Annotated in this window: 18 protein-coding genes; 6 read left to right on the forward strand and 12 right to left on the reverse strand. The window is 61.5% G+C overall.

Annotated features, from left to right (window positions below; translation table 11 throughout):
- Window positions 1–34 precede the first annotated feature (34 nt).
- The 8 genes from Q8O69_RS03550 to Q8O69_RS03585 all read right to left on the reverse strand — a co-directional run bounded on the left by Q8O69_RS03550 (window position 35) and on the right by Q8O69_RS03585 (window position 7,229).
- Window positions 35–805, reverse strand: a complete 771-nt coding sequence (locus Q8O69_RS03550; protein ID WP_305589609.1) for an SDR family oxidoreductase — start codon at window positions 803–805, stop codon at window positions 35–37.
- Between the two features lie 120 nt (window positions 806–925).
- On the reverse strand, window positions 926–1,387 hold the full coding sequence (locus Q8O69_RS03555) for a DUF1456 family protein (protein WP_305589611.1): 462 nt from the start codon (window positions 1,385–1,387) through the stop codon (window positions 926–928).
- Window positions 1,388–1,435: 48 nt separating this feature from the next.
- The gene (locus Q8O69_RS03560) at window positions 1,436–2,146 is read right to left on the reverse strand and encodes an rRNA pseudouridine synthase (RefSeq protein ID WP_305589613.1); all 711 of its coding nucleotides are present in this window, start codon (window positions 2,144–2,146) and stop codon (window positions 1,436–1,438) included.
- 190 nt (window positions 2,147–2,336) lie between these two features.
- A complete protein-coding gene (locus tag Q8O69_RS03565) occupies window positions 2,337–3,038 on the reverse strand; it encodes an ABC transporter ATP-binding protein (RefSeq protein ID WP_305589614.1) in 702 nt (233 codons plus the stop codon).
- The gene (gene livG / locus Q8O69_RS03570; protein WP_305589616.1) at window positions 3,038–3,805 is read right to left on the reverse strand and encodes a high-affinity branched-chain amino acid ABC transporter ATP-binding protein LivG; all 768 of its coding nucleotides are present in this window, start codon (window positions 3,803–3,805) and stop codon (window positions 3,038–3,040) included. The genes Q8O69_RS03565 and livG overlap by 1 nt, the downstream gene beginning before the upstream one ends.
- A complete protein-coding gene (locus Q8O69_RS03575; RefSeq protein ID WP_275961606.1) occupies window positions 3,802–5,058 on the reverse strand; it encodes a high-affinity branched-chain amino acid ABC transporter permease LivM in 1,257 nt (418 codons plus the stop codon). The genes livG and Q8O69_RS03575 overlap by 4 nt, the downstream gene beginning before the upstream one ends.
- 8 nt (window positions 5,059–5,066) lie before the next feature.
- Complete coding sequence (gene livH, locus Q8O69_RS03580; RefSeq protein ID WP_275961229.1) at window positions 5,067–5,990, reverse strand: high-affinity branched-chain amino acid ABC transporter permease LivH; 924 nt, start codon at window positions 5,988–5,990, stop codon at window positions 5,067–5,069.
- Between the two features lie 117 nt (window positions 5,991–6,107).
- Window positions 6,108–7,229, reverse strand: a complete 1,122-nt coding sequence (locus Q8O69_RS03585; protein ID WP_275961230.1) for a branched-chain amino acid ABC transporter substrate-binding protein — start codon at window positions 7,227–7,229, stop codon at window positions 6,108–6,110.
- A 309-nt stretch (window positions 7,230–7,538) separates the two neighbouring features.
- Here Q8O69_RS03585 and Q8O69_RS03590 point away from each other — a divergent pair, with 309 nt between their 5' ends.
- From Q8O69_RS03590 to Q8O69_RS03605, 4 genes are all read left to right on the forward strand, one after another.
- On the forward strand, window positions 7,539–7,856 hold the full coding sequence (locus Q8O69_RS03590) for a DUF2288 domain-containing protein (protein ID WP_305589619.1): 318 nt from the start codon (window positions 7,539–7,541) through the stop codon (window positions 7,854–7,856).
- A 75-nt stretch (window positions 7,857–7,931) separates the two neighbouring features.
- A complete protein-coding gene (locus Q8O69_RS03595; protein ID WP_305589621.1) occupies window positions 7,932–8,300 on the forward strand; it encodes a DUF5064 family protein in 369 nt (122 codons plus the stop codon).
- Between the two features lie 85 nt (window positions 8,301–8,385).
- Window positions 8,386–9,291, forward strand: a complete 906-nt coding sequence (locus Q8O69_RS03600; protein ID WP_305589623.1) for an NAD(P)-dependent oxidoreductase — start codon at window positions 8,386–8,388, stop codon at window positions 9,289–9,291.
- The gene (locus Q8O69_RS03605) at window positions 9,288–10,070 is read left to right on the forward strand and encodes a hydroxypyruvate isomerase family protein (protein WP_305589625.1); all 783 of its coding nucleotides are present in this window, start codon (window positions 9,288–9,290) and stop codon (window positions 10,068–10,070) included. The genes Q8O69_RS03600 and Q8O69_RS03605 overlap by 4 nt, the downstream gene beginning before the upstream one ends.
- A 48-nt stretch (window positions 10,071–10,118) precedes the next feature.
- On the opposite strand, the gene Q8O69_RS03610 is transcribed toward Q8O69_RS03605, so the two are convergent.
- Window positions 10,119–12,317: a hypothetical protein gene (locus tag Q8O69_RS03610; RefSeq protein ID WP_371136039.1), complete on the reverse strand. Its 2,199-nt coding sequence runs from the start codon at window positions 12,315–12,317 to the stop codon at window positions 10,119–10,121.
- 310 nt (window positions 12,318–12,627) lie between these two features.
- Between Q8O69_RS03610 and Q8O69_RS03615 the strand changes: the two genes are divergently transcribed.
- Both Q8O69_RS03615 and Q8O69_RS03620 read left to right on the forward strand, forming a co-directional pair.
- Window positions 12,628–13,956, forward strand: coding sequence for an MFS transporter (locus tag Q8O69_RS03615; protein WP_305589627.1), 1,329 nt, complete (start codon window positions 12,628–12,630; stop codon window positions 13,954–13,956).
- Between the two features lie 109 nt (window positions 13,957–14,065).
- Complete coding sequence (locus tag Q8O69_RS03620; RefSeq protein ID WP_305589629.1) at window positions 14,066–16,024, forward strand: HD family phosphohydrolase; 1,959 nt, start codon at window positions 14,066–14,068, stop codon at window positions 16,022–16,024.
- Window positions 16,025–16,043: 19 nt separating this feature from the next.
- Here Q8O69_RS03620 and Q8O69_RS03625 read toward each other — a convergent pair whose 3' ends face one another.
- Genes Q8O69_RS03625 through Q8O69_RS03635 form a run of 3 tightly spaced genes read right to left on the reverse strand, consistent with a single transcriptional unit; the run spans window position 16,044 to window position 19,295 of the window.
- Window positions 16,044–16,931 carry a M48 family metalloprotease gene (locus tag Q8O69_RS03625; RefSeq protein WP_305589631.1) on the reverse strand — a complete coding sequence of 296 codons (888 nt, stop codon included), beginning with the start codon at window positions 16,929–16,931 and terminating at the stop codon, window positions 16,044–16,046.
- Between the two features lie 20 nt (window positions 16,932–16,951).
- Complete coding sequence (locus Q8O69_RS03630) at window positions 16,952–17,455, reverse strand: SH3 domain-containing protein (protein ID WP_305589633.1); 504 nt, start codon at window positions 17,453–17,455, stop codon at window positions 16,952–16,954.
- A complete protein-coding gene (locus Q8O69_RS03635; protein WP_305589635.1) occupies window positions 17,448–19,295 on the reverse strand; it encodes an adenylate/guanylate cyclase domain-containing protein in 1,848 nt (615 codons plus the stop codon). The genes Q8O69_RS03630 and Q8O69_RS03635 overlap by 8 nt, the downstream gene beginning before the upstream one ends.
- Window positions 19,296–19,464: the final 169 nt, after the last annotated feature.

Below are 19,464 nucleotides of genomic sequence, written 5' to 3' on the forward strand. Positions count from 1 at the left end.
CGTGATCGAGTGAAAACGCCGCCATAGTACCTGACTAGAGGTGAAAACCGCCGTCGATGGGGATGATCGCACCGGTCATATAGGCCCCGGCGGTGCTGGCCAGGCTGATCGCCAGGGCGGCCATTTCCTCTTCGCGGCCCCAGCGCTGCATCGGGATCAGCGCGGTATCTTCGGCCATGGCGGCCTCGTCGGTGGCGATATGCTGAGTCATCTTGCTCGGGAAGCGCCCCGGCGCGATCACGTTGACGTTGATATGTTGGCCGACCAGCTCGCGGGCGAGCATGCGTGACAGCTGGTGCAGCGCCGCCTTGCTCGGGCCATAGGCATAGGCGTCTTCGCCGTGGGAGGTGATGCCGGCAACCGAGCCGATATTGATTACCCGCGCCGGATTGGCCGCGCTGCCGGCTTTGCGCAACAGCGGCAGCAATTGCTGGATGCAGCTGAACACCGAGGTCACATTGAGCTGCATGACCTTTTCCCAGCCCTTGGCCGGGTAGCTTTCCAGCGGCGCGCCCCAGGTGGTGCCGGCGTTATTGACCAGAATATCCAGGCTGCCGATCGTGCCGGCCAACTGCTCGGCCAACACGTGCACGCCTTCCTCGCTGGCCAGGTTGGCGGCGATGCCGTGGCAGGTGCCAAAGGCCGACAGCTCGGCAGCGGTTTGTGCGCAGGCTTCGCCGTCACGGGCGCAGACGTAGACCGTGGCGCCGGCTTCGACAAAGGCTTTGGCGATCATCTTGCCGATACCACGGGTGCCACCGGTAACCAGGGCGGTGCGGCCTTGCAGGCTGAAGTAGGGGTGCATGGCGAGTCCTTTTAACGGATGAGTGCCACTACCCTAATCATCTGATCGTGCCATGGCAGTCATCATTGCCCGTGGAAATACGCTGCCATGCGGGCAGGCATGGCAGCGAGGCGCTGGGACTTAGCCGCGAACGCGCAGGGTTAGACCCTTGAGGAAGTTGCGCAGAAACTGATCGCCGCAGGTGCGGTAGTTGCTGTGGCCGAACTTGCGGAACAGCGCGCTCATCTCCGGCTTGGAAACCGGGCAGTCGACGCTACTCATGATCGTGTGCATGTCGTCTTCCTTCAGCTCGAAGGCCACGCGCAGTTTCTTCAGCACCGTGTTGTTGGTGATCGGCAGCTCAAGCGGCTGGGCCGGACGGCTGTCGTCCTTGCCACGCTTGAAGTACACCAGGCCATCGAGGAAGTGCGCCATCAGCTCGTCGTCGCAGGGCGTGAAGCCTTCTTCGTCATCCTTCTTGAGCATCGCCGCGAGGTCGTTGAGGGCGACCTGCTTGCCGCTGAGCTTGATGATGTCGACCATCTGCGCGTCGCTGATGTCGAGGGTGTAGCGCAAGCTGCGCAGTACGTCGTTATTAAGCATGGGGTGGTCCTGAAAAGGGCTGATGCACAAGACGCATCAGCTGAAAAATTAGAAGCGTTCTTTGCCTGCCAGGTAGCGCCACTGGCCCGCGGGGACCTTGGCCATGGGCACGCCGCCGATGCGGATGCGCTTCATGCCCAGCACCTTGAGGTCGACGCTGTTGCACATAAACACGATCTGCCCGGGCAGTGGGTTCTTCAAGGCAAAGCGCAGGCGAGTTTCGTTTTGCCAGCTGACCTTGCAGGGGGCCAGAGCCACACCGTTGAAGGTCAGGCCGTGAGCCAGGCGCTTGAGTTGGCTGGCGCTCAAGGTGCCGACGACTTCGACCACATATTCCTGCTCCAGTTTGCTCAGGTCTTCCTTGAGTTTGCGCTCGATGCGCCAGTCCTGGGTCAGCACATGCAGGCCATCGGCCCCGGCTTGCAGGGGAATGCAGGAGATGAGTCGGGCGAAATGGCCTTTCAGCGGGCGAATGCCCGAGCCGTCTTCCGGCCAGTGGCTGGCTGGGCTGAGGCTTTCCGCAGCGCGTTCTGCGTTGTGGCCGTTGGGTACGTTCAGCAGCAGGGTGACCGGCTCGACCGGGGCCAGCAGGGCGTTTTGCAGCAATTCCACGCGCTGTTCGGCGACCTTGAATTGCGGCTCTTCCACCACCACACCATCCACCGTGACCCAGCCGCCTTCGATATACAGTTCGGCCTCGCGGCGCGAACAGCCAATCACTTCGATCAGGCGTTTGGATAGGCGAATGGGGTCGGTCATAAAAACGGTCATCGGCAAAAAAAGGGCCGCCATTGTAACCGGACAGGCCCACGGTGCACGGAACATCGGGCGAACGGCGGCGATAAAAAACGTTTGTCAGCATTGAGGCAGAGATAGGCGGGCAGGGTGGGCCTTTGTCTTCGCTAATAAAAAACCGCTCCGAAGAGCGGTTTTTTCAGCGAGGTAGCGCTTAACCGCCGAGGTAGGCGTCGCGTACCTTTGGATCGTTCAGCAGTTGTTCGCCGCTGCCTTGCATGACGATCCGGCCGTTTTCCAGTACATAGCCGCGGTCGGCCAGCTTGAGCGCCTGGTTGGCGTTCTGCTCGACCAGGAACACCGTTACACCGTCCTTGCGCAGCTGTTCGATGATGTCGAAGATCTGCTGGATGATGATCGGGGCCAGACCCAGCGACGGCTCGTCGAGCAGCAGCAGCTTGGGCTTGCTCATCAGCGCGCGGCCGAGGGCGAGCATCTGCTGCTCACCGCCGGACATGGTGCCGGCGCGCTGGGCAAAGCGTTCCTTCAGGCGCGGGAACAGGTGCAGGACCTTGTCCAGCTGTTCCTGATTGTCGGCCTTGCTGCCGAAGAAGCCGCCCATCACCAGGTTTTCTTCCACGGTCAGGCGGGAGAACACCCGGCGACCTTCCGGCACTACGGCAATGCTCTTGCGCATGATGCTCGGGGTGTCCTGGCCGATCAGCTCTTCACCCTGGTAGCGGATGCTGCCGCTGCTCGCCTGAGGCGAGCCGCAGAGGGTCATCAGCAGGGTCGACTTGCCGGCACCGTTGGCGCCGATCAGGGTGACGATCTCGCCCTGACGGACTTCGACGTTGACGCCATGCAGCGCCTGGATCTTGCCGTAGAAGGTGGAAACGTTCTCGAAATACAGCATCACGCTTCCCCCAGGTAGGCTTTGATCACGTCCGGATTTTCGCGGATCTGCTCCGGCGTGCCGTCCGCCAGGGGCGTGCCCTGGTTGATCACATAGATGTGGTCGGAAATGCTCATGACCAGCTTCATGTCGTGCTCGATCAGCAGCACGGTGACATTGTGCTGGTCGCTGAGCACGCGGATCAGCGCCTTGAGGTCGTCGGTCTCGCGCGGGTTGAGGCCAGCGGCTGGCTCGTCGAGCATCAGGATGCTCGGGCGGGTCATCATGCAGCGGGCGATTTCCAGGCGGCGTTGCTGACCGTAGGCCAGGGTGCCGGCCGTGCGGTTGGCGAACTCGGTCAGGTTGACCTGATCCAGCCAGTGCGCGGCGAACTCCATGGCTTCGCGTTCGCTCTTGCGAAACGCCGGAGTTTTCAGCAGGCCCGCCAGGTAGTTGGTGTTGAGGTGGCGGTGCTGGGCGACCAGCAGGTTTTCCACCGCGGTCATGTCCTTGAACAGGCGCACGTTCTGGAACGTGCGCACCACGCCTTTGCGCGCGATCTTGTGGCCAGGCAGGCCTTCGATCTGTTCACCGTTGAGGCGGATGCTGCCGCTGGTGGGCTGGTAGAAGCCGGTCAGGCAGTTGAATACGGTGGTCTTGCCGGCGCCGTTCGGGCCGATCATCGACACAACCTGTTTTTCCGCGACCTGCAGGTTCACCCCGTTGACGGCCAGCAGGCCGCCGAAGCGCATGGACAGGCCGCTTACTTCTAGAATCGGGCGGCTCATTGCTTCAGCTCCAGGTGCGGACGTTGCATGGGCAGCAGGCCCTGCGGACGCCAGATCATCATCAATACCATCAGCGCGCCGAACATCAGCATGCGGTATTCGTTGAATTCACGCGCCAGCTCCGGCAGCAGAATCATCACGATGGCCGCGAGGATAATGCCGAGCTGTGAGCCCATACCGCCCAGTACCACGATGGCGAGGATGATCGCCGACTCGATAAAGGTGAACGACTGCGGGCTGACCAAGCCTTGGCGCGCGGCAAAGAAGCTGCCAGCGAAACCGGCGAAGCAGGCGCCGATGGTAAAGGCCGAGAGCTTGATCGCGGTGGGGTTCATGCCCAGTGCGCGGCAGGCGATTTCGTCTTCACGCAGCGCTTCCCAGGCGCGGCCGATCGGCATGCGCAGCAGGCGGTTGATCACGAACAGAGTCAACAGCACCAGCAGCAGGGCGATCAGGTAGAGGAAGATCACCTTGTTGATCGAGTTGTAAGCCACCCCGAAGTACTCGTGGAAGGTCTGCATGCCTTCGGCGGCCTTGCGGTCGAACGACAGGCCGAACAGCGTTGGCTTGGGGATCGAACCGATGCCGTTGGGGCCACCGGTCAGCCAGGTCATGTTGTTCAGCAGGATGCGGATGATCTCGCCAAAACCCAGGGTAACGATAGCCAGGTAGTCGCCGCGTAGACGCAGTACCGGGAAGCCCAGGATAAAGCCGAAGAACGCCGCCATCAGGCCGGCAATCGGCAGGCAGATCCAGAAGCTCAGGCCGAAGTAGAACGACAGCAGCGCGTAGCTGTAAGCGCCTACGGCGTAGAAGGCCACATAGCCGAGATCGAGCAGACCAGCCAGACCAACCACGATGTTCAGGCCGAGGCCGAGCATCACGTAGATCAGGATCAGCGTGGCGATATCCACCGCACCGCGCGAGCCGAAGAACGGCCAGGCCAGCGCGACGACGATCAGGCCAAGAACGATCCAGCGCTGGGTCGAAGGCAGGGTGAGGAACTCACTGGCTTTGCCCGGCATGCTCGGCAGCTTGGGCGCGTGGCTCCAGGCGGCGCTCAGGTGGTTGCGGAACAGTTGCCAGAAGAACATGGCAATCGAGCAGCCGAAGATGGTCCACAGCACGGCCGGGCTGGCGCCTTGTACTTCGAGCTTGATGCCAACCGTGGAGAGCTTGAGGCCCAGCACCGGGTAGGCCACGGCCAACACCAACAGGGCGCTGAAGATCGCGGTCTTGAGGTTTTTGCTGATGGAGGTACTCATACTTTTTCAACCTCCGGACGACCAAGGATACCGGTCGGGCGGAACAGCAACACCAGTACCAGCAGGCTGAACGCCACCACGTCCTTGTACTGGTCGCCGAAGATATCGGCGCCAAAGGCTTCGGCCACGCCCAGCAGCAGGCCGCCGAGTACCGCGCCGGGGATGCTGCCGATACCGCCAAGTACCGCTGCGGTGAAGGCCTTGATCCCGGCCAGGAAGCCCAGATGCGGGTTGATCACGCCATATTGCATGCCCAGCAGCACAGCCGCTACGGCCGCCAGGGCGGCACCGATAACGAAGGTCAGGGCGATGATGTTGTTGGTGTTGATGCCCAGCAGGTTGGCCATCTTCAGGTCTTCGGCGCAGGCGCGGCAGGCGCGACCCAGGCGTGAACGCGAGATAAACAGCGTCAGGCCGACCATGACAAAGAAGGTGACGACGAAAATCAGCACCTGCATATAGGAAATCACCACGCCATTCATGGCGCTTTCACCAAAGATGAAGTTGCCCGGCAGCAGGTTGGGAATCGATTTGTCTTTGGAGTCCTGGGAGAGGAGTACCCAGTTTTGCAGGAAGATCGACATGCCGATGGCGGAAATCAGCGGGATCAGACGGTTGCCGCCGCGCAGAGGGCGGTAGGCGACCCGTTCGATGCTGTAGCCATATGCACTGGCGACAATGATGCTGGCGGCAAAGGCCGCAATCATCACGATGGGTAAACTGTCCAGGCCATACATGGCCAAGCCGGCGACCACGATGAAGGCTACGTACGAGCCAATCATGTAAACCTCGCCATGGGCGAAGTTGATCATGCCGATAATGCCGTAAACCATGGTGTAGCCGATGGCAATCAAGGCATAGGTGCTGCCAACGGTCAGGCCGTTAACCAGCTGTTGCAGGTAGTGATAAAGATCAGGCATTGCCTAACTCCTGGGTTGTCACGCAAGGCAGCGCTTATGGCGCAGCGTGCAGCCGGAATTCTTCTAATAAACAAAACCCACTGCCGAAGCAGTGGGTTTTGGGTTCAGGCTAAGAGCTTACTTGGCTTCGGACTTGGTGCCGTCCTGGTGCCATTCGTAGACGACGAAGCTGAAGTCTTTCAGGTCGCCCTTCTCGTCGAAGGCCAGGTTGCCAGTCGGGGTGTCGAAGCTGTTGGCACGCAGGGCTGCGGCCACTTTAGCGGTGTCGGTACCGCCAGCCTTGGTGATGCCTTCGGCGATCACTTGTACCGCGGCGTAAGCCGGGAACACGAACGGACCGCTGGAGTCTTCATTTTTGGCTTTGAACGCATCAACCAGTGCCTGGTTGCGTGGGTCCTGGTCGAACGACTTCGGCAGGGTAACCAGCAGGCCTTCGGAAGCTGGGCCGGCAATGGCCGAGATTTCCTTGTTGCCTACGCCTTCAGGGCCCATGAACTTGGCGCTCAGACCTTTTTCAGCCGACTGACGCAGCAGCAGGCCCAGCTCTGGGTGGTAGCCACCGTAGTAGATGAAGTCCACACCGGCTTGCTTGAGCTTGGCGATCATCGCGGAGAAGTCCTTGTCGCCGGCGTTGATGCCTTCGAACATCACCACTTTGGTGCCTTTGCTTTCCAGGGTCTGCTTGACCGCGGTAGCAATGCCTTCACCGTACTGCTGCTTGTCGTGGATCACGGCAACGGCTTTCGGCTTGACGTGGTCAGCGATGAAGTTGCCGGCGGTTGGGCCTTGCAGGCTGTCCAGACCGATGGTGCGGAACACCAGCTCGTAGCCACGCGCGGTGATGTCAGGGCTGGTGGACGCTGCGGTGACCATCAGGATGCCTTCGTCTTCGTAGATGTCGGACGCTGGCTGAGTGGAGCTGGAGCAGAGGTGGCCAACCACGAACTTAACTTCGTCGTTGACGATCTTGTTGGCTACGGCAACGGCTTGCTTCGGATCGCAGGCGTCGTCATACACCACGCCTTCGAGCATTGCGCCGTTCACCCCGCCGGCCTTGTTGATCTGCTCGATGGCCATCTTGGCACCGATGAACTGCATTTCACCGTATTGCGCGACGGCGCCGGTGACTGGGCCTGCCAGGCCAATTTTGATGGTGTCAGCCGCTACCGAGTAGCTGGCAACGCCAGCCATGGCCATGGCGGCAAACAGTTTGGAAATCTGCTTAGTAGCCTTGTTCATAGTGCTCCACTCTTATTGGTTTTGATTGTTGTAGTTCTGGCGGCCAAAGCTGCAGAACCGGGTTGTTTCCCCGGTCATCCCCCCGGCAACTGTACCGGTGCAGTGTAGAGCGCGGCTTTGCGGCTTGAAAAGCGGCTTGCTGGGGGCAAAACCCTGGGGTGTCGCTTTAACGCAATAAACGTATAGAAAAACGGCGTGTCTTGATCGCCGTTGGCAACGTCGCGAACAGCGTTGCGAATTTGCCAGCGGGCTGGGCGACGCTATCATGGCGGCCGATTAAAAAAGCGGCCATTCATGACAGGGCAATCCATGACAGAACAACCTAGCACCCTCTATGCCAAGCTGCTTGGTGAAACTGCAGCTATTACCTGGCAGGAGCTGCAACCTTTCTTCGCCCGTGGCGCCTTGCTGCTGGTCGACGGCACCCAGGATCTGATCGAAGTGGCGCAGGCCGTGGCGCAGAACGACCAGGACAAAGTCGCTGCCTGGCTGGCTGCCGGGCTCTTGAGCAAGGCTGACGACAGCCGCGCCGAAGACCTGCTAAACCGCGATCCAGAGCTGTGGGCGGTGGTTGTAGCGCCCTGGGTGCTGGCGCAGGAACGCACTGCGCGCGCGCCACTGCACTGATCTGGCGCGTGCGCCGTGGGCCATCCTGAGTAACTATGCTGGCAGCATCACAGACTGATTGCAGGAGCTGCCAGCATGTTTCAACCCGGACATTTGCATCGCGCCAATACCTTGGCCACGGCCGAGGCGCCGCTGTTTAGCGTCGACCTCCATTACGAAGTACGCCAGGACCCGACCGAAGGCCCGATGTTGCATATGCGTATGCAAGGGCAGGTGAACGGCAAGGCGTTTGAAGAGGTCTTCGAGCTGCACCGCGATACCGCCTACAACTTCGCCAGTGTGGCCACGCGCCTGGCACACAAGCATGGCCTGCCGACCAACAGCAGCCTGATCATGCGCAGCCATGCCGAGTACGACCTGATGTTCGAAGATATTCGCGCCAAGCTCGGCGCGCACAGCGGCGAGCCGGTCAATCTCGATCATCTGGAAAAAGACGGCCTGTAGGTCTGGCGCTCGGGCGTTGACTGGCGGGACAGGTTCCGCTGCCGCTAGGCTAAGATGGCGGCCATCAATGAGTCGGAGTCTGCCTATGTCCACCTCCCTTCCTGCTTTGGCATTTGCTGGTATTGGCCTGATGGGGCTGCCCATGACCCAGCGCCTGTTGGCCGCTGGCTATCCGCTGAGCGTATGGAATCGTTCCCCTGATAAGTGCGCGCCACTGCAGGCGTTGGGCGCGCAAACGGTGGCCAGCCCGGCGCAGCTCTGTGCTCAGGCCGATATCGTCATGCTTTGCCTGGCCAACACCGAGGTCGTGCGCGAAGTGGTGTTTGGCCCTGGCGGGATTGTGGAAATGGGCAAACCTGGCCAACTGCTGGTGGATTTCTCCAGCCTGGAGCCGGCCGCTACCCGCGATATGGCTGCTGAGTTGCACGCCCGCTGCGGCATGCACTGGGTCGATGCGCCGGTCTCCGGCGGTACACCGGGCGCGGCCAATGGCACATTGGCGATCATGGCCGGTGGCCGGGTTGAGGATGTCGAACGGGTGCGGCCGATTCTCGCCCATCTGGGGCAACGCCTGACGCGCATGGGCGATGTCGGTGCGGGCCAGGTAACCAAGGTGTGCAACCAGATGATCGTTGCCTGTAACGCGTTGGTGATCGCCGAAGTAGTGGCCCTGGCCGAGCAGGCCGGGGTTGATGCCAGCCTGATCGCGCCAGCGCTGGCCGGCGGTTTCGCCGACTCCAAGCCGCTGCAGATTCTTGCGCCGCAGATGGCCGAGAGCCAGTTTGAACCGGTCAAATGGCATGTGCGCACCCTGCTCAAGGATCTGGATACTGCGGTCAAACTGTCGCAGCAAGTCGGCTCGGCCACGCCGCTCAGTGGCCTGGCCGCGCAGCTGATGCGTCAGCATGGCAGCCAGGGCAATCAGGAGCGGGACCCGGCGACCTTGGTGCAGCTGTACCGGGCGCCACAGCCTCAAGAGCCGCAGCCATGAAGATCGCGGCCAACCTGTCGTTGTTGTTTACCGAGTTACCGCTGCGTGAGCGGGTAGTGGCTGCCGCCGCTGCCGGTTTTGATGGCGTGGAAATCCAGTTCCCCTATGAGTTGCCGGCCATTGCCCTGAAAGAGGCGCTGGACGCTGCGGGTATGCCGCTGCGGTTGATCAACCTGCCAGCCGGTGACTTGATGAGTGGCGGCGCCGGTCTAGCCGCCGTGCCTGCGCGCCAGGCCGAGTTTGCTGCGGCGCTGCAGCAGGCGTTGAGCTATGCCGCCATGGTGCGGCCAGCGCTGGTCAATGTGCTGCCGGGGCGCTTGGCCGAGGGTGTAGAGCCTGAACAGGCAATGGCCTGTTTGATCGACAACCTACGTAAGACCGCCGAGGCCTTTCAGTTATTGGGTATCGGCGTGGTGGTGGAGGCGATCAACCCGCTGGATATGCCAGGCTTTCTGATCAACACCCCGACGCAACTGGATGCGCTACTCAAAGCCGTGGCCCACCCCAATCTGGCTGCGCAGTACGACCTCTACCATATGGCGCGGCAGGGCCTGGATATACCGGCCGGTATTACTTTGCTGGCCGGGCGTATCGGTCATGTGCAGTTTGCCGATTACCCAGGGCGTGGCGCACCGGGTACAGGCGAGCTGCAGTTTGCGCCGCTGCTCAAGGCTCTGCGTGACAGTGGTTATGAGGGCTGGCTGGCGGCCGAATACCGACCAGGAGAGGTGGGCACCCAGGCCAGCCTGGGCTGGCTTGAGGAATGGCGAGCGACCTGAGGCGCCCACCGGCAACCCGATTGAACTCGGGTTGCCGGTGGCAGTGGCTTATTCGGGCTTGTCTTCGGCGTACTTGTTGAGCGAGATAACCCGGGTCTTGCCGATACGGTGACGGTAGATCTCGCGCAGGTACTTGATCGCCTTTTTCACGCTTTCACGGGACAGGCGGATGTCGTTGATCGAGACGAACTTGTCCTGATCGTGGATCAGCTCGCGGTACTTCTTCTCGTACATCGGCTTGATCGCGTACCAGTTGGTGTCGAGGATCTTCGCCGGGTTTTCGTATTCGTTGAGCATGGCGTCGACCCGCACTTCGTCGAACTCGTCGCTCATGATGAAATCGAGAATGGCGTTGTCCAGGCTTTCATCGAAGCGGTGCGGGTCGCGGGCGAAGCAGCGCTTGATAAAGGCCACGATCAGCGTCAGGAAGTCGTCCGACAGACACGGGCTCTTGGCGATCAGGGTGGTCAGCGACAGGTTGGCCGAGGCGCCGATCACCAATGCATAGCGCTTCAATGTGGTGTTGGGGAACAGGCTGTTGAGGTGGGTCTTCAGCCGGTTCAGGTCCATATAGGACAGCTTGTAGTCTTTCGGTAGCGAGACAATCGACACCACCGAGGAGCAGTTCTTGAAGAAGTGCAGGTCGCTGAGTTTGGCGGCGTTGTAGTCGGACTTCTTGTACTCATCCAGCGCTTCGCGATAACGCTTGGACTCGATGGGCAGCAGGCTGATGCCCTCAATGGCCTGGGTGACCTTGTTGAAGTGCGGCAGGTCGATGGAGCGGAAGAACAGGTCGTCGATATTCAGCCGCGACGGCTCCTTGTCCAGCACGCGGAACTTGTCCAGCGCTGCGGCGCTTTGCTCAGGCACCACCGATTCGGCATACGCCACGGCCACCGGGCCGGCCAGGCTCATAAACAGGTCGTTGGCGTCCAGGCGGATGGTTTCGCCGATGTCGATGCCGGCGCGGCGGAAGTAGTTCTGGTCGTAATCGGTGGTCACCGCCTGGGCAGTGAGGATGTTGAAGATCTGCTGTGAGATGTACTGGTTGGCGTGGCGCTCCATGGCGTTGACGTCGATGTTCTGGATGTTGCCGTCATCGCTTTCTTCTGCGTAACGCATGATGTCGTTGGAGATCAGCATCATGGCGTTCCATGGGCGGATGCGCCGCATCACGCTTTCTTCGCTGTTTTCTTCATTATCGAAGTTGTAGGAGAAGTCCCACTCCTCGGCGAGGTACTTGCACAGCAGGCGGCCGGCGTTGATATGCAGGGCCTCGGACATCTCGCTGCGCTGGTCGGAGATGTTCGGCAGGATGCAGATACCGCTGGTGAAAATCGGCTCGAAGACGAAGCTGTGGTCGCGGTTCTCCGGGCTTTCGTCGAAGTTCTTGGTGTCGAAGGTCTTGCTCATGTAAGCGAACTGCTGCGCCAGGCCGAACTCCGAAGCCATGCCCGAGCCGGTGCCGCCGCCAGCGCTGAAGATGTAGAAGTACAGGCGCGACTGGTTGGCCTTGATGCCGCAGGAGTCGATCAGGTAGCTGTGAATGAACTTCCAGTCTTCGTTGGTAAAGCGCTGGGTGTCCTTGTTAAGGATGATCTTGGCCAGGTACTGGCCGAGGATCGGCGCGTTACCGGCGCCGCCCGCATGCACCTCGGAGAGGTCCATGATCTTCATCTTGCTGTAGTCGCTGAGGAAACCGCTGGTTTCGCCCTTGCGCGAGAAGCGGATGCGCCCCTCGATGTCCTTGTCCAGGTCGCCGAGCATCACCAGCGGCTCGATCAGAAATACCGGCTTGCTGTCCTTGCTAGGAGCGCGCAACAGGTTGCTGCGAATCCAGCGCGTGGGGCGGAAATCCTGTTCGGCAACGGTTTTTTCTTCGTTGTTGAATTCGCTCAGGTAGAACTGCCGGGCGTTGTAGACCAGGGAGGCGACATCCAGGGCGATGTTCGAGCCGCAGCGGCCAAGGCCGATCAGGCAGACGGAGGGGAAATGCTGCACCCGCCGTTCACTGTCGTCATCCTGCGGCGCTGGCGGGAACACCAGGCTGCGCAGGCCGTCAAGGTTATCGAGGATGCGATCAATGTCGCGCTCGGTGAAATACATGTATTGCTCGCCGCTGCTGTCCAGCCGCATGGGGGGCTTGAGCGGGGAAGGGCGCTCAAGCGGGGCGAGCAGGGTATCAGCCAGATCAGCCAGTGTGGCTTCGGTCGCGGGGGAGGTCACAGCGTCTTTTTTTGTTTTCATTTAGAGACAGTCCGGCGGCTAACGAGGGTGGAGAGGCAAATGGCCACATTTCACTCAGCAAGCTTGTTTGTAGCATGAAAAATGAAAAATCTCGCTGTTTCGCCTGGTTTTACTGAGGCATATCCGGAGTTTTTCCGATGCGCTTTGTGACCTGGGTGCTTGCCCGGACGCCCATTACCCGGCATACACGCAACAAATAGTCACAGACAGCATAGTCGCAAGGCTCTAGATTGCGCCTGCACATGCTGGATACGGCGGTTGGCCATGCGCCACCGACCTGCTTCGATAACAACAAATAGAGATGGATTCCATGCAGCAGTCCCTACAAGCGGCGAATGCCTGGCGCATTCTGTTCCTGCTTTTTCTCGCCAACCTGTTCAACTTCTTCGACCGCACCATTCCGGCGATCATCATCGAGCCGATCCGCATGGAATGGGACCTCAGTGACCTGCAGCTGGGCTTGATCGGTACTGCCTTTACCATCGTCTATGCGATTGCCGGCATTCCGCTGGGGCGCATGGCCGATACTGGTGCGCGGCGCAAGATCATGGGCTGGGGCCTGGCAGCCTGGAGCGGGCTGACTGCGGTTAATGGCTTGGCCTGGAACTTCTGGAGCTTCCTGCTGATTCGTATGGGCGTCGGCATTGGTGAGGCCAGCTATGCGCCGGCGGCCAACTCGTTGATCGGTGATCTGTTCCCAGCGCACAAACGTGCGCGGGCCATGGGCATCTTTATGCTCGGTCTACCGATTGGCCTGCTGCTGGCTTTTTTCACCATCGGTGCGATGGTCAAGGCCTTCGACAGCTGGCGCGCGCCGTTCTTTATTGCCGCCGTGCCGGGGCTGATCCTTGCGCTGTTTATGTTCTTTATCAAAGAACCCAAGCGCGGCGCGGCCGAGTTGGTGCAGTCGCGCACCACGCCGGTGGAAAAACCGCTGCGCAAGGTGCTGGCGATCCGTACCTTCTGGTGGCTGGTGATGGCCGGTCTGGCCTTCAACTTTGCCACCTATGCCTGTAACTCCTTTATGGTGCCGATGCTGCAACGCTACTTCCTGATGCCGCTGGAGCAGGCGGCGATGGCCACCGGGGTAATCGTCGGTTTGACTGGCCTGGTCGGCCTGACCCTGGGCGGTTGGCTGGCGGACAAGATCCACCAGCGCTGGCAGACCGGGCGCCTGCTGTTTGCCGCGCTGAGCATGTTGATTGCTTCCATGGCCACGGGTTACGCCTTGCTGGCCGGGAGGGTGGAAATCGCGGTGTTTGTGGCGCTGTTCAGCATCGGCTGGCTGTTTGCCTACAACTTCTACACATGCGTCTATACCGCGATTCAGGATGTGATCGAGCCGCGCCTGCGGGCCACCGCCATGGCGCTGTTCTTCGCTGGTCTGTACCTGCTTGGCGGCGGCCTTGGCCCATTGGCGGTGGGCATGCTGTCGGATCACTATTCTCACGCGGCTATGCTTGCGGCCGGGGCCAGTGAAATGAACGAGACCTTCAAGGCCGTTGGCCTGCACAACGCCATGTACCTGATTCCGGTGGCCTTGCTGCTGACCATGCTGGCGCTGCTGCAAGCCTCACGCTGCTTCGTTGCCGATGCCGCAAAAATGCAGCAAGGCATGCAGCTGCAGCCCGCTAGCTAAGCCATTTCGTCAGGTTGTCCGGCATGCGCCGGACGGCCGGGCAGCGGTTAAATCCTGTGCAATACTCAGTCGCACTGCTGTCACGCAACTGCGACTGAGGACAACCACCATGGGCACTTCCCGCCTTGTGCTGGGCCACAGCAATGCGCTTGGCGCGCATCCCCTGTGCAACGTATTGGCCCAGTGTCCGCTGAGCTTGCAGGCGATTGACGCGCCTGACGAGCTGCCGGATGAACTGGCGCTGGTGCTGCTTGACGAACACCTTCTGGCACTGCGGCCCTTGGCCGATTGGTTGGCGTGTGGCGCGATTCTGGTGGGTTGCATGGATCAGCCTGGTGTCCTGCCATTACCGCCGCATGCCAGTGCCGAGGAATTGTCGGCGCTGCTGCGTTTTGCCGGCGAGCAGTACAGCCTGCGCCATCAGACCGAGCAACTGGCCGCCGCCCTGGCGGGCAAGCATGATGACCTGAGCAAACTGGTGGACGTAGGTCTGGCGTTGTCGGCCGAGCGTGATCTGGATCGTTTGCTGGAAAAAATCCTTATCGAAGGGCGGCGTTTGTCCAACAGCGACGCCGCCTCGCTGTTTCTGGTCAGCCGCCGCCCCGATGCGCCAGCGCAGCTGATCTTCAAACTGACGCAGAACGGCACGCTCAGCCAGAACAGCTTTCAGGATCAGCGCATGCCGTTGAGCAAGGCCTCGATTGCCGGCTACGTCGCGCTGACCAGCACCGAGCTGAATATCGAAGACGTGTACGCGATTGCCGCCGATGCGCCGTACCGCTTCAACCGCTCCTTCGACCTGCAGATGGGCTATCGCACCATGTCGATCCTGGCGATTCCCATGCGCAACCATCGCCATGAAGTGGTCGGCGTGCTGGAATTTATCAACTGCCAGCGTAAAGGCAGCGAGCAGCTGGAACCTGAGCTGATTGCCTTCGACGAAGAAACCGCCGTGTCGCTGCGCGCGCTGGCCAGCCAGGCGGCGGTGGCCATCGAGAATCGCCAGTTGCTGGATGACATCAGCCGGCTGTTCGACGGCTTCGTGCAGGCTTCGGTGTTTGCCATCGAACAGCGCGACCCGACTACCAGCGGCCACTCCTTCCGGGTCGCCGAGCTGTGCCTGACCCTGGCCAATCAGTTGCCCCATGCGCCGGAGGCCCGCTTGCGTGAGCAGGCGCTGAGTAGTGATGGCCTGCGCGAGCTGCGCTACGCCGCCTTGCTGCATGATTTCGGCAAGGTCGGGGTGCGCGAGCATGTGCTGGTCAAGGCCAAGAAGCTTCCCGAACAAGTGCTGGAAAACCTGCGTTATCGCGTTGCCCTGGCCCAGGAAAACCTGCGCAACCAGACTCTGCGCAAGATGCTGCATGCCTATCGGCATCAAGGTGGCTTGAGTGATGAGCGGCGCCTGCAGCTGGATGCCGAGCTGGCCTATGAATGCGAACGCCTTGAGCGCTACCTGAACAATATCGTTCAGGCCAACGAGCCGAGCATGCTCAGTGAAGGGGATTTCCAGCACCTGCAGGAAGTGCAGGGCGAGCTGGTCAAAGCGCCCGGCAACTGCCTGGTCAGCCTGCTTAGCGAGGGCGAATTCAGCGCCCTGGCTGTGCGCAAGGGCAGTTTGACCACGGCCGAGCGCGAAGAGATCGAGCGCCATGTGGTGCACACCCAGCAGTTTCTCAGCCTGATTCCCTGGACTCCGGACCTGCAGGGTGTGCCGCATATCGCCGGGGCGCACCACGAGAAACTCGATGGCAGCGGTTACCCCAAAGGTTTGGTCGGCGATGCGATTCCCTGCGCCTCACGGATCATGACCATCTGCGATATCTACGATGCCTTGACTGCGGCGGATCGCCCCTACAAACCGGCAATGCCGCTGGAACGGGCGCTGGATATTCTCAAGAGCGAGGCGCAGAGCGGTTTGCTCGACGCCGAGCTGGTGCAGCTGTTTATCGCCAGCCGCTGCTTCCAGGTGACGGGTGCGCCGGGCTCGCACACCACTGCACCGTTCAGCCATCACGTGTGTGATTACGAGCCATCGTGCAACCTTGAACATCCCCACTCGCATTAGAAGTGGGGCTGTCTGCTTTTTACCGCTTGCTTCTAAGCGCCTGCTGATAGCGGGCATCCAGGCTCTGGGTCGGACCGCTGGCGGTCTTCTCGATATACAGATAGACCGGCTGCAGGCGTTGCAGGCGGTCGTCGATGCCAGGGTGCACCTTGAGAAAGCTGCTTAGCGCCGCGTCGTTCTGCCGGGTGGTGCCGAGGGTCTGCAGCACACCGGCCAGGCCGTAGGCGTCATAGCCGGCGCGGGTGGCGATTACCGCGCCCATGGCATCGGCTTCGTATTCATCACCACGGTCCAGGCCGCGGCTGTAGAGGTCGCTGACACTGCGGCTAAAACGGTCGGTCAGTTCGCCGGCTTTGCTGCCACCTTTGTCGGCGGCGCCGGCTTGCACGGCCAGGGTAGCGAGGTCAGTCAGCAAACCGGTTTGCGCCTGCTGCTGAATGGCCTTGAGGTGATGTTGCTGCACCACGTGAGCCACTTCATGGGCCAGCACGCCGGCCAGTTCAGCTTCGCTGTTCATTCGCGTCAGCATGCCGCTGGTGATAAACACGTAACCGCCAGGGGCGGCGTAGGCGGCCACTTGCGGGCTGTCGAGCACGACGAAACGCCAGGGCAGGTCGGGGCGCTCGCTGTGTTGGGCGACCCATAGGCCGACACGGTTGACGTAGGCCTGCAGCGGCGGGTTGTTCAGCACCGCCGCCTTGCTTAGCAGGATGGTGGCAGTGTTCTGCCCAATCACCCGCTCTTCATCGACGCTTTTTTGGCCCATGTTGGTCAGGTGTTGGCCGGCGCTGGACAGCTTGCCCAGGTCGACGCCTTGAATCTGCACGCCTTCCAGACCCTGGCAGGCACTCAGGCTGACGATCAGGCCGAGCAGGCTGGCGCACTTGAGTAATACGGCTGTTTGCATGTCGCTCTCCTCTCGGCGTGTTAGCGGGCGTAGGGCAGGTTCTGGCTGCGCAGGCCGCCTTGCTGGGCGAAACTGCGCGCCTCGCTCGGGCTGGCGGCGAAGGCATCCAGGCTCTGCACGCTGGCCGAGGTGTTGGCACTGCCGCTGCGCAGTTCTTCATCGCTGATGCCGCGAATCCCGGTGGCCACGCCGCTGGCGGGGGAGGCCTGGTTGCCGAGCTTGAGCAGGCTGCCCAGGTCATTGCTGCGGCTGGCTTGGGCATCCTTGGCGAAGCGCAGGCTGAGCAATGGCAGCCAGCCGCGCTGGCCGCTTGAGGTTTCTACCTGATACCAGCCGCCCTGGCGTTCCAGTACCAATACCTGCGCCTGTTTGCCGACCTGGCCGACACTGGCGGCCGAGGCGCTGGGTTCTGCGCGCAGGGCGCTGTCCTGCAGGGTCTGTGCCTGGCGTACTTCGGCCAGCGCCGAGAGGCCGTAGAAGCTGAATATCAGCGCCGCAAGGGCACTGCAGAGGCCTTTATTCATCATGTCTCCTTCGCGGTTCGTAGAGCATTACGGCTTCGGCGCGACCTTTTACCTGGTGTTCGCCCTGGGGCACGAAGTCCAGATCGAGCGTGCAGGCCTCACGGGTGGCGGCTGAAATCAGCAGATGGGCACGGCCCTTGGTCAGCCCTTCGATGCGGCTGGCCAGGTTCACCGTGTCGCCTATTGCAGTGTAGTCATAGCGCTGCTTTGCGCCGACCAGGCCGACGACCGCTGGTCCCGTGTGCAGGCCGATGCCGATGTCGAAATCCGGGCAGTTGTAGTCGCGACGAAAGGCGTCGAGGTTATCGAGCATTTCCATGGCCGCCAGAATGGCTTGGTCGGCTTGCTGCGGGTTGTCCAGCGGCGCACCCCAGAAGGCCATGATGGCGTCGCCGATAAACTTGTCGAGGGTCGCCTGGTGTTTGAACAGCACCTCGACCTGACTGCTGAAATAGCCTTCGAGCAGGTGCACGATTTCGCTTGGTGTGTGCTGCTCGGAGAGGGTGGTGAAGCTGCGGATATCGGAAAACAGCACAGTCAGCTGGCACTCCTTGCTCGCCAGCAGGGCTTCCGGGTCGTCGCGCGACACCAGTTGGTTGACCACCACGGGGTCCATAAAACGGCTGAACAGGCGAATGGTGTCCTGTAATTGCTGGCGCCGCCGTAGGTAGAACAGTGCCAGCGCGGCGGCCAGCAGCAGCCACAGGCAGATCAGCCCCGGTAGCACGCCAAGCAGCGTGCCGCGCAACGCCAGCCAGTAGCTGCCGGCAAACAGCGCCAGGCTGCCGAGCAGGCACAGGGCAAAGGCCGCCGGCAGCTGTTCGCGCAGCAGCAGAAGGCTTAGACCGAGCAATAGCAGCAACGGGCCGAGCAATTCCAGCCAGCTATCCGCTTCACGCAACTGGCTGTTGTTGAGCAGGTTGTCGATGGCCGTCATCAGGATAAATGGCGCCGGATAAAGGGTATCCAGCGGTGTGGGGCGCAGGTCGTGCAGGCCGGCTGCGGTGGTGCCGATCACGATGATGCGGTCCTTGAACTGCTCGGCTGGCAGCGGCTCGCCCTGGTTGCGCGCCGCTGCCAGCACCGCGGCATAAGGCAGGCGTGGGTAGGGCAGGCGGCTGGTGCCGGGCCAGTCCAGCAGCAGGTTCTGTTGCTGCGGCAAGCTGCCGGTCAGGTCATGCACGATACGCGCAGGCATGCTGGGCAGGCGCCAGTCGGCAAAGCTGCGGTACAGCTCATAGCGCCGACCGATGCCGTCGGCATCCGGGCGAAAGTTGATGCTGCCCAGGCGCCACAGCTCGCTGGGGAATGCGTTGGGCAGTAGCAACAAGCCACGCTGATCGTCGGCGCCGCGTTGCCCAGGGGCTTGCCAGGTGGAGGCGGGATAGTCGCGCAGCAGTGGCGGCTGGCTGCCTTCGTCGGCTTGCTGGACCAGAGCGGCGAGGTAGGTGTTGGCGCTGCGTTGCAGCACTTCGGCAAAATAGCTGTCGGCGTCCGGGTTGAACTGGTCGGGCTCGCTGAACAGGATGTCGAAGGCTACAGCCTTGGGCTGTTGGCTGAGCAGGTACTCCAGCAGTTCGCCATGCAGCGAGCGCGGCCATGGCCATTTACCGGCTTCACCGGCCAGCACTTGCAGGCTCAGGTCGTCGATATCAATCAGCAGCAGGCGCGGGTCGGGCGTCTGTTCGGCGGCGCGTTGGCGGATCAGCCAGTCGAGGTGGGCGTTGTTTAACCCGTTTAGCGCGGGCCACAGATGCAGCAGGGGAAGCAGAAGCAGCGCCAGCAGGCAGAGCCCGCCGAGGCTGTGGCGAAACCGGCGCGAGGCGGCGCGTGCAGGCACTGTGAGCTCCTGTGGGCTGTGATGACAGAAGTAGTGCTTCTGACTCTAGCAGCCCGTGTGGAGTGCACCTCGGCGTAGGTTGGGTTGAGGAGCAACGCGACGAAGCCCAACGACACCAATCAATGCCTGTTGGGCTTCGCTGCGCTCAGCGCCAACCTACCTGCGTGCG

Source organism: Pseudomonas sp., assembly GCF_030690725.1.
Taxonomy (GTDB): domain Bacteria; phylum Pseudomonadota; class Gammaproteobacteria; order Pseudomonadales; family Pseudomonadaceae; genus Aquipseudomonas.

What these genes read in the sequence shown, in the direction of transcription:
- Q8O69_RS03550 (WP_305589609.1), bottom strand. Translation starts at nt 805, where the DNA reads ATGCACCCCTACTTCAGCCTGCAAGGCCGCACCGCCCTGGTTACCGGT.
- Q8O69_RS03555 (WP_305589611.1), bottom strand. Translation starts at nt 1,387, where the DNA reads ATGCTTAATAACGACGTACTGCGCAGCTTGCGCTACACCCTCGACATC.
- Q8O69_RS03560 (WP_305589613.1), bottom strand. Translation starts at nt 2,146, where the DNA reads ATGACCGACCCCATTCGCCTATCCAAACGCCTGATCGAAGTGATTGGC.
- Q8O69_RS03565 (WP_305589614.1), bottom strand. Translation starts at nt 3,038, where the DNA reads ATGCTGTATTTCGAGAACGTTTCCACCTTCTACGGCAAGATCCAGGCG.
- livG (WP_305589616.1), bottom strand. Translation starts at nt 3,805, where the DNA reads ATGAGCCGCCCGATTCTAGAAGTAAGCGGCCTGTCCATGCGCTTCGGC.
- livH (WP_275961229.1), bottom strand. Translation starts at nt 5,990, where the DNA reads ATGCCTGATCTTTATCACTACCTGCAACAGCTGGTTAACGGCCTGACC.
- Q8O69_RS03585 (WP_275961230.1), bottom strand. Translation starts at nt 7,229, where the DNA reads ATGAACAAGGCTACTAAGCAGATTTCCAAACTGTTTGCCGCCATGGCC.
- Q8O69_RS03590 (WP_305589619.1), top strand. Translation starts at nt 7,539, where the DNA reads ATGACAGAACAACCTAGCACCCTCTATGCCAAGCTGCTTGGTGAAACT.
- Q8O69_RS03595 (WP_305589621.1), top strand. Translation starts at nt 7,932, where the DNA reads ATGTTTCAACCCGGACATTTGCATCGCGCCAATACCTTGGCCACGGCC.
- Q8O69_RS03600 (WP_305589623.1), top strand. Translation starts at nt 8,386, where the DNA reads ATGTCCACCTCCCTTCCTGCTTTGGCATTTGCTGGTATTGGCCTGATG.
- Q8O69_RS03605 (WP_305589625.1), top strand. Translation starts at nt 9,288, where the DNA reads ATGAAGATCGCGGCCAACCTGTCGTTGTTGTTTACCGAGTTACCGCTG.
- Q8O69_RS03610 (WP_371136039.1), bottom strand. Translation starts at nt 12,317, where the DNA reads ATGAAAACAAAAAAAGACGCTGTGACCTCCCCCGCGACCGAAGCCACA.
- Q8O69_RS03615 (WP_305589627.1), top strand. Translation starts at nt 12,628, where the DNA reads ATGCAGCAGTCCCTACAAGCGGCGAATGCCTGGCGCATTCTGTTCCTG.
- Q8O69_RS03620 (WP_305589629.1), top strand. Translation starts at nt 14,066, where the DNA reads ATGGGCACTTCCCGCCTTGTGCTGGGCCACAGCAATGCGCTTGGCGCG.
- Q8O69_RS03625 (WP_305589631.1), bottom strand. Translation starts at nt 16,931, where the DNA reads ATGCAAACAGCCGTATTACTCAAGTGCGCCAGCCTGCTCGGCCTGATC.
- Q8O69_RS03630 (WP_305589633.1), bottom strand. Translation starts at nt 17,455, where the DNA reads ATGAATAAAGGCCTCTGCAGTGCCCTTGCGGCGCTGATATTCAGCTTC.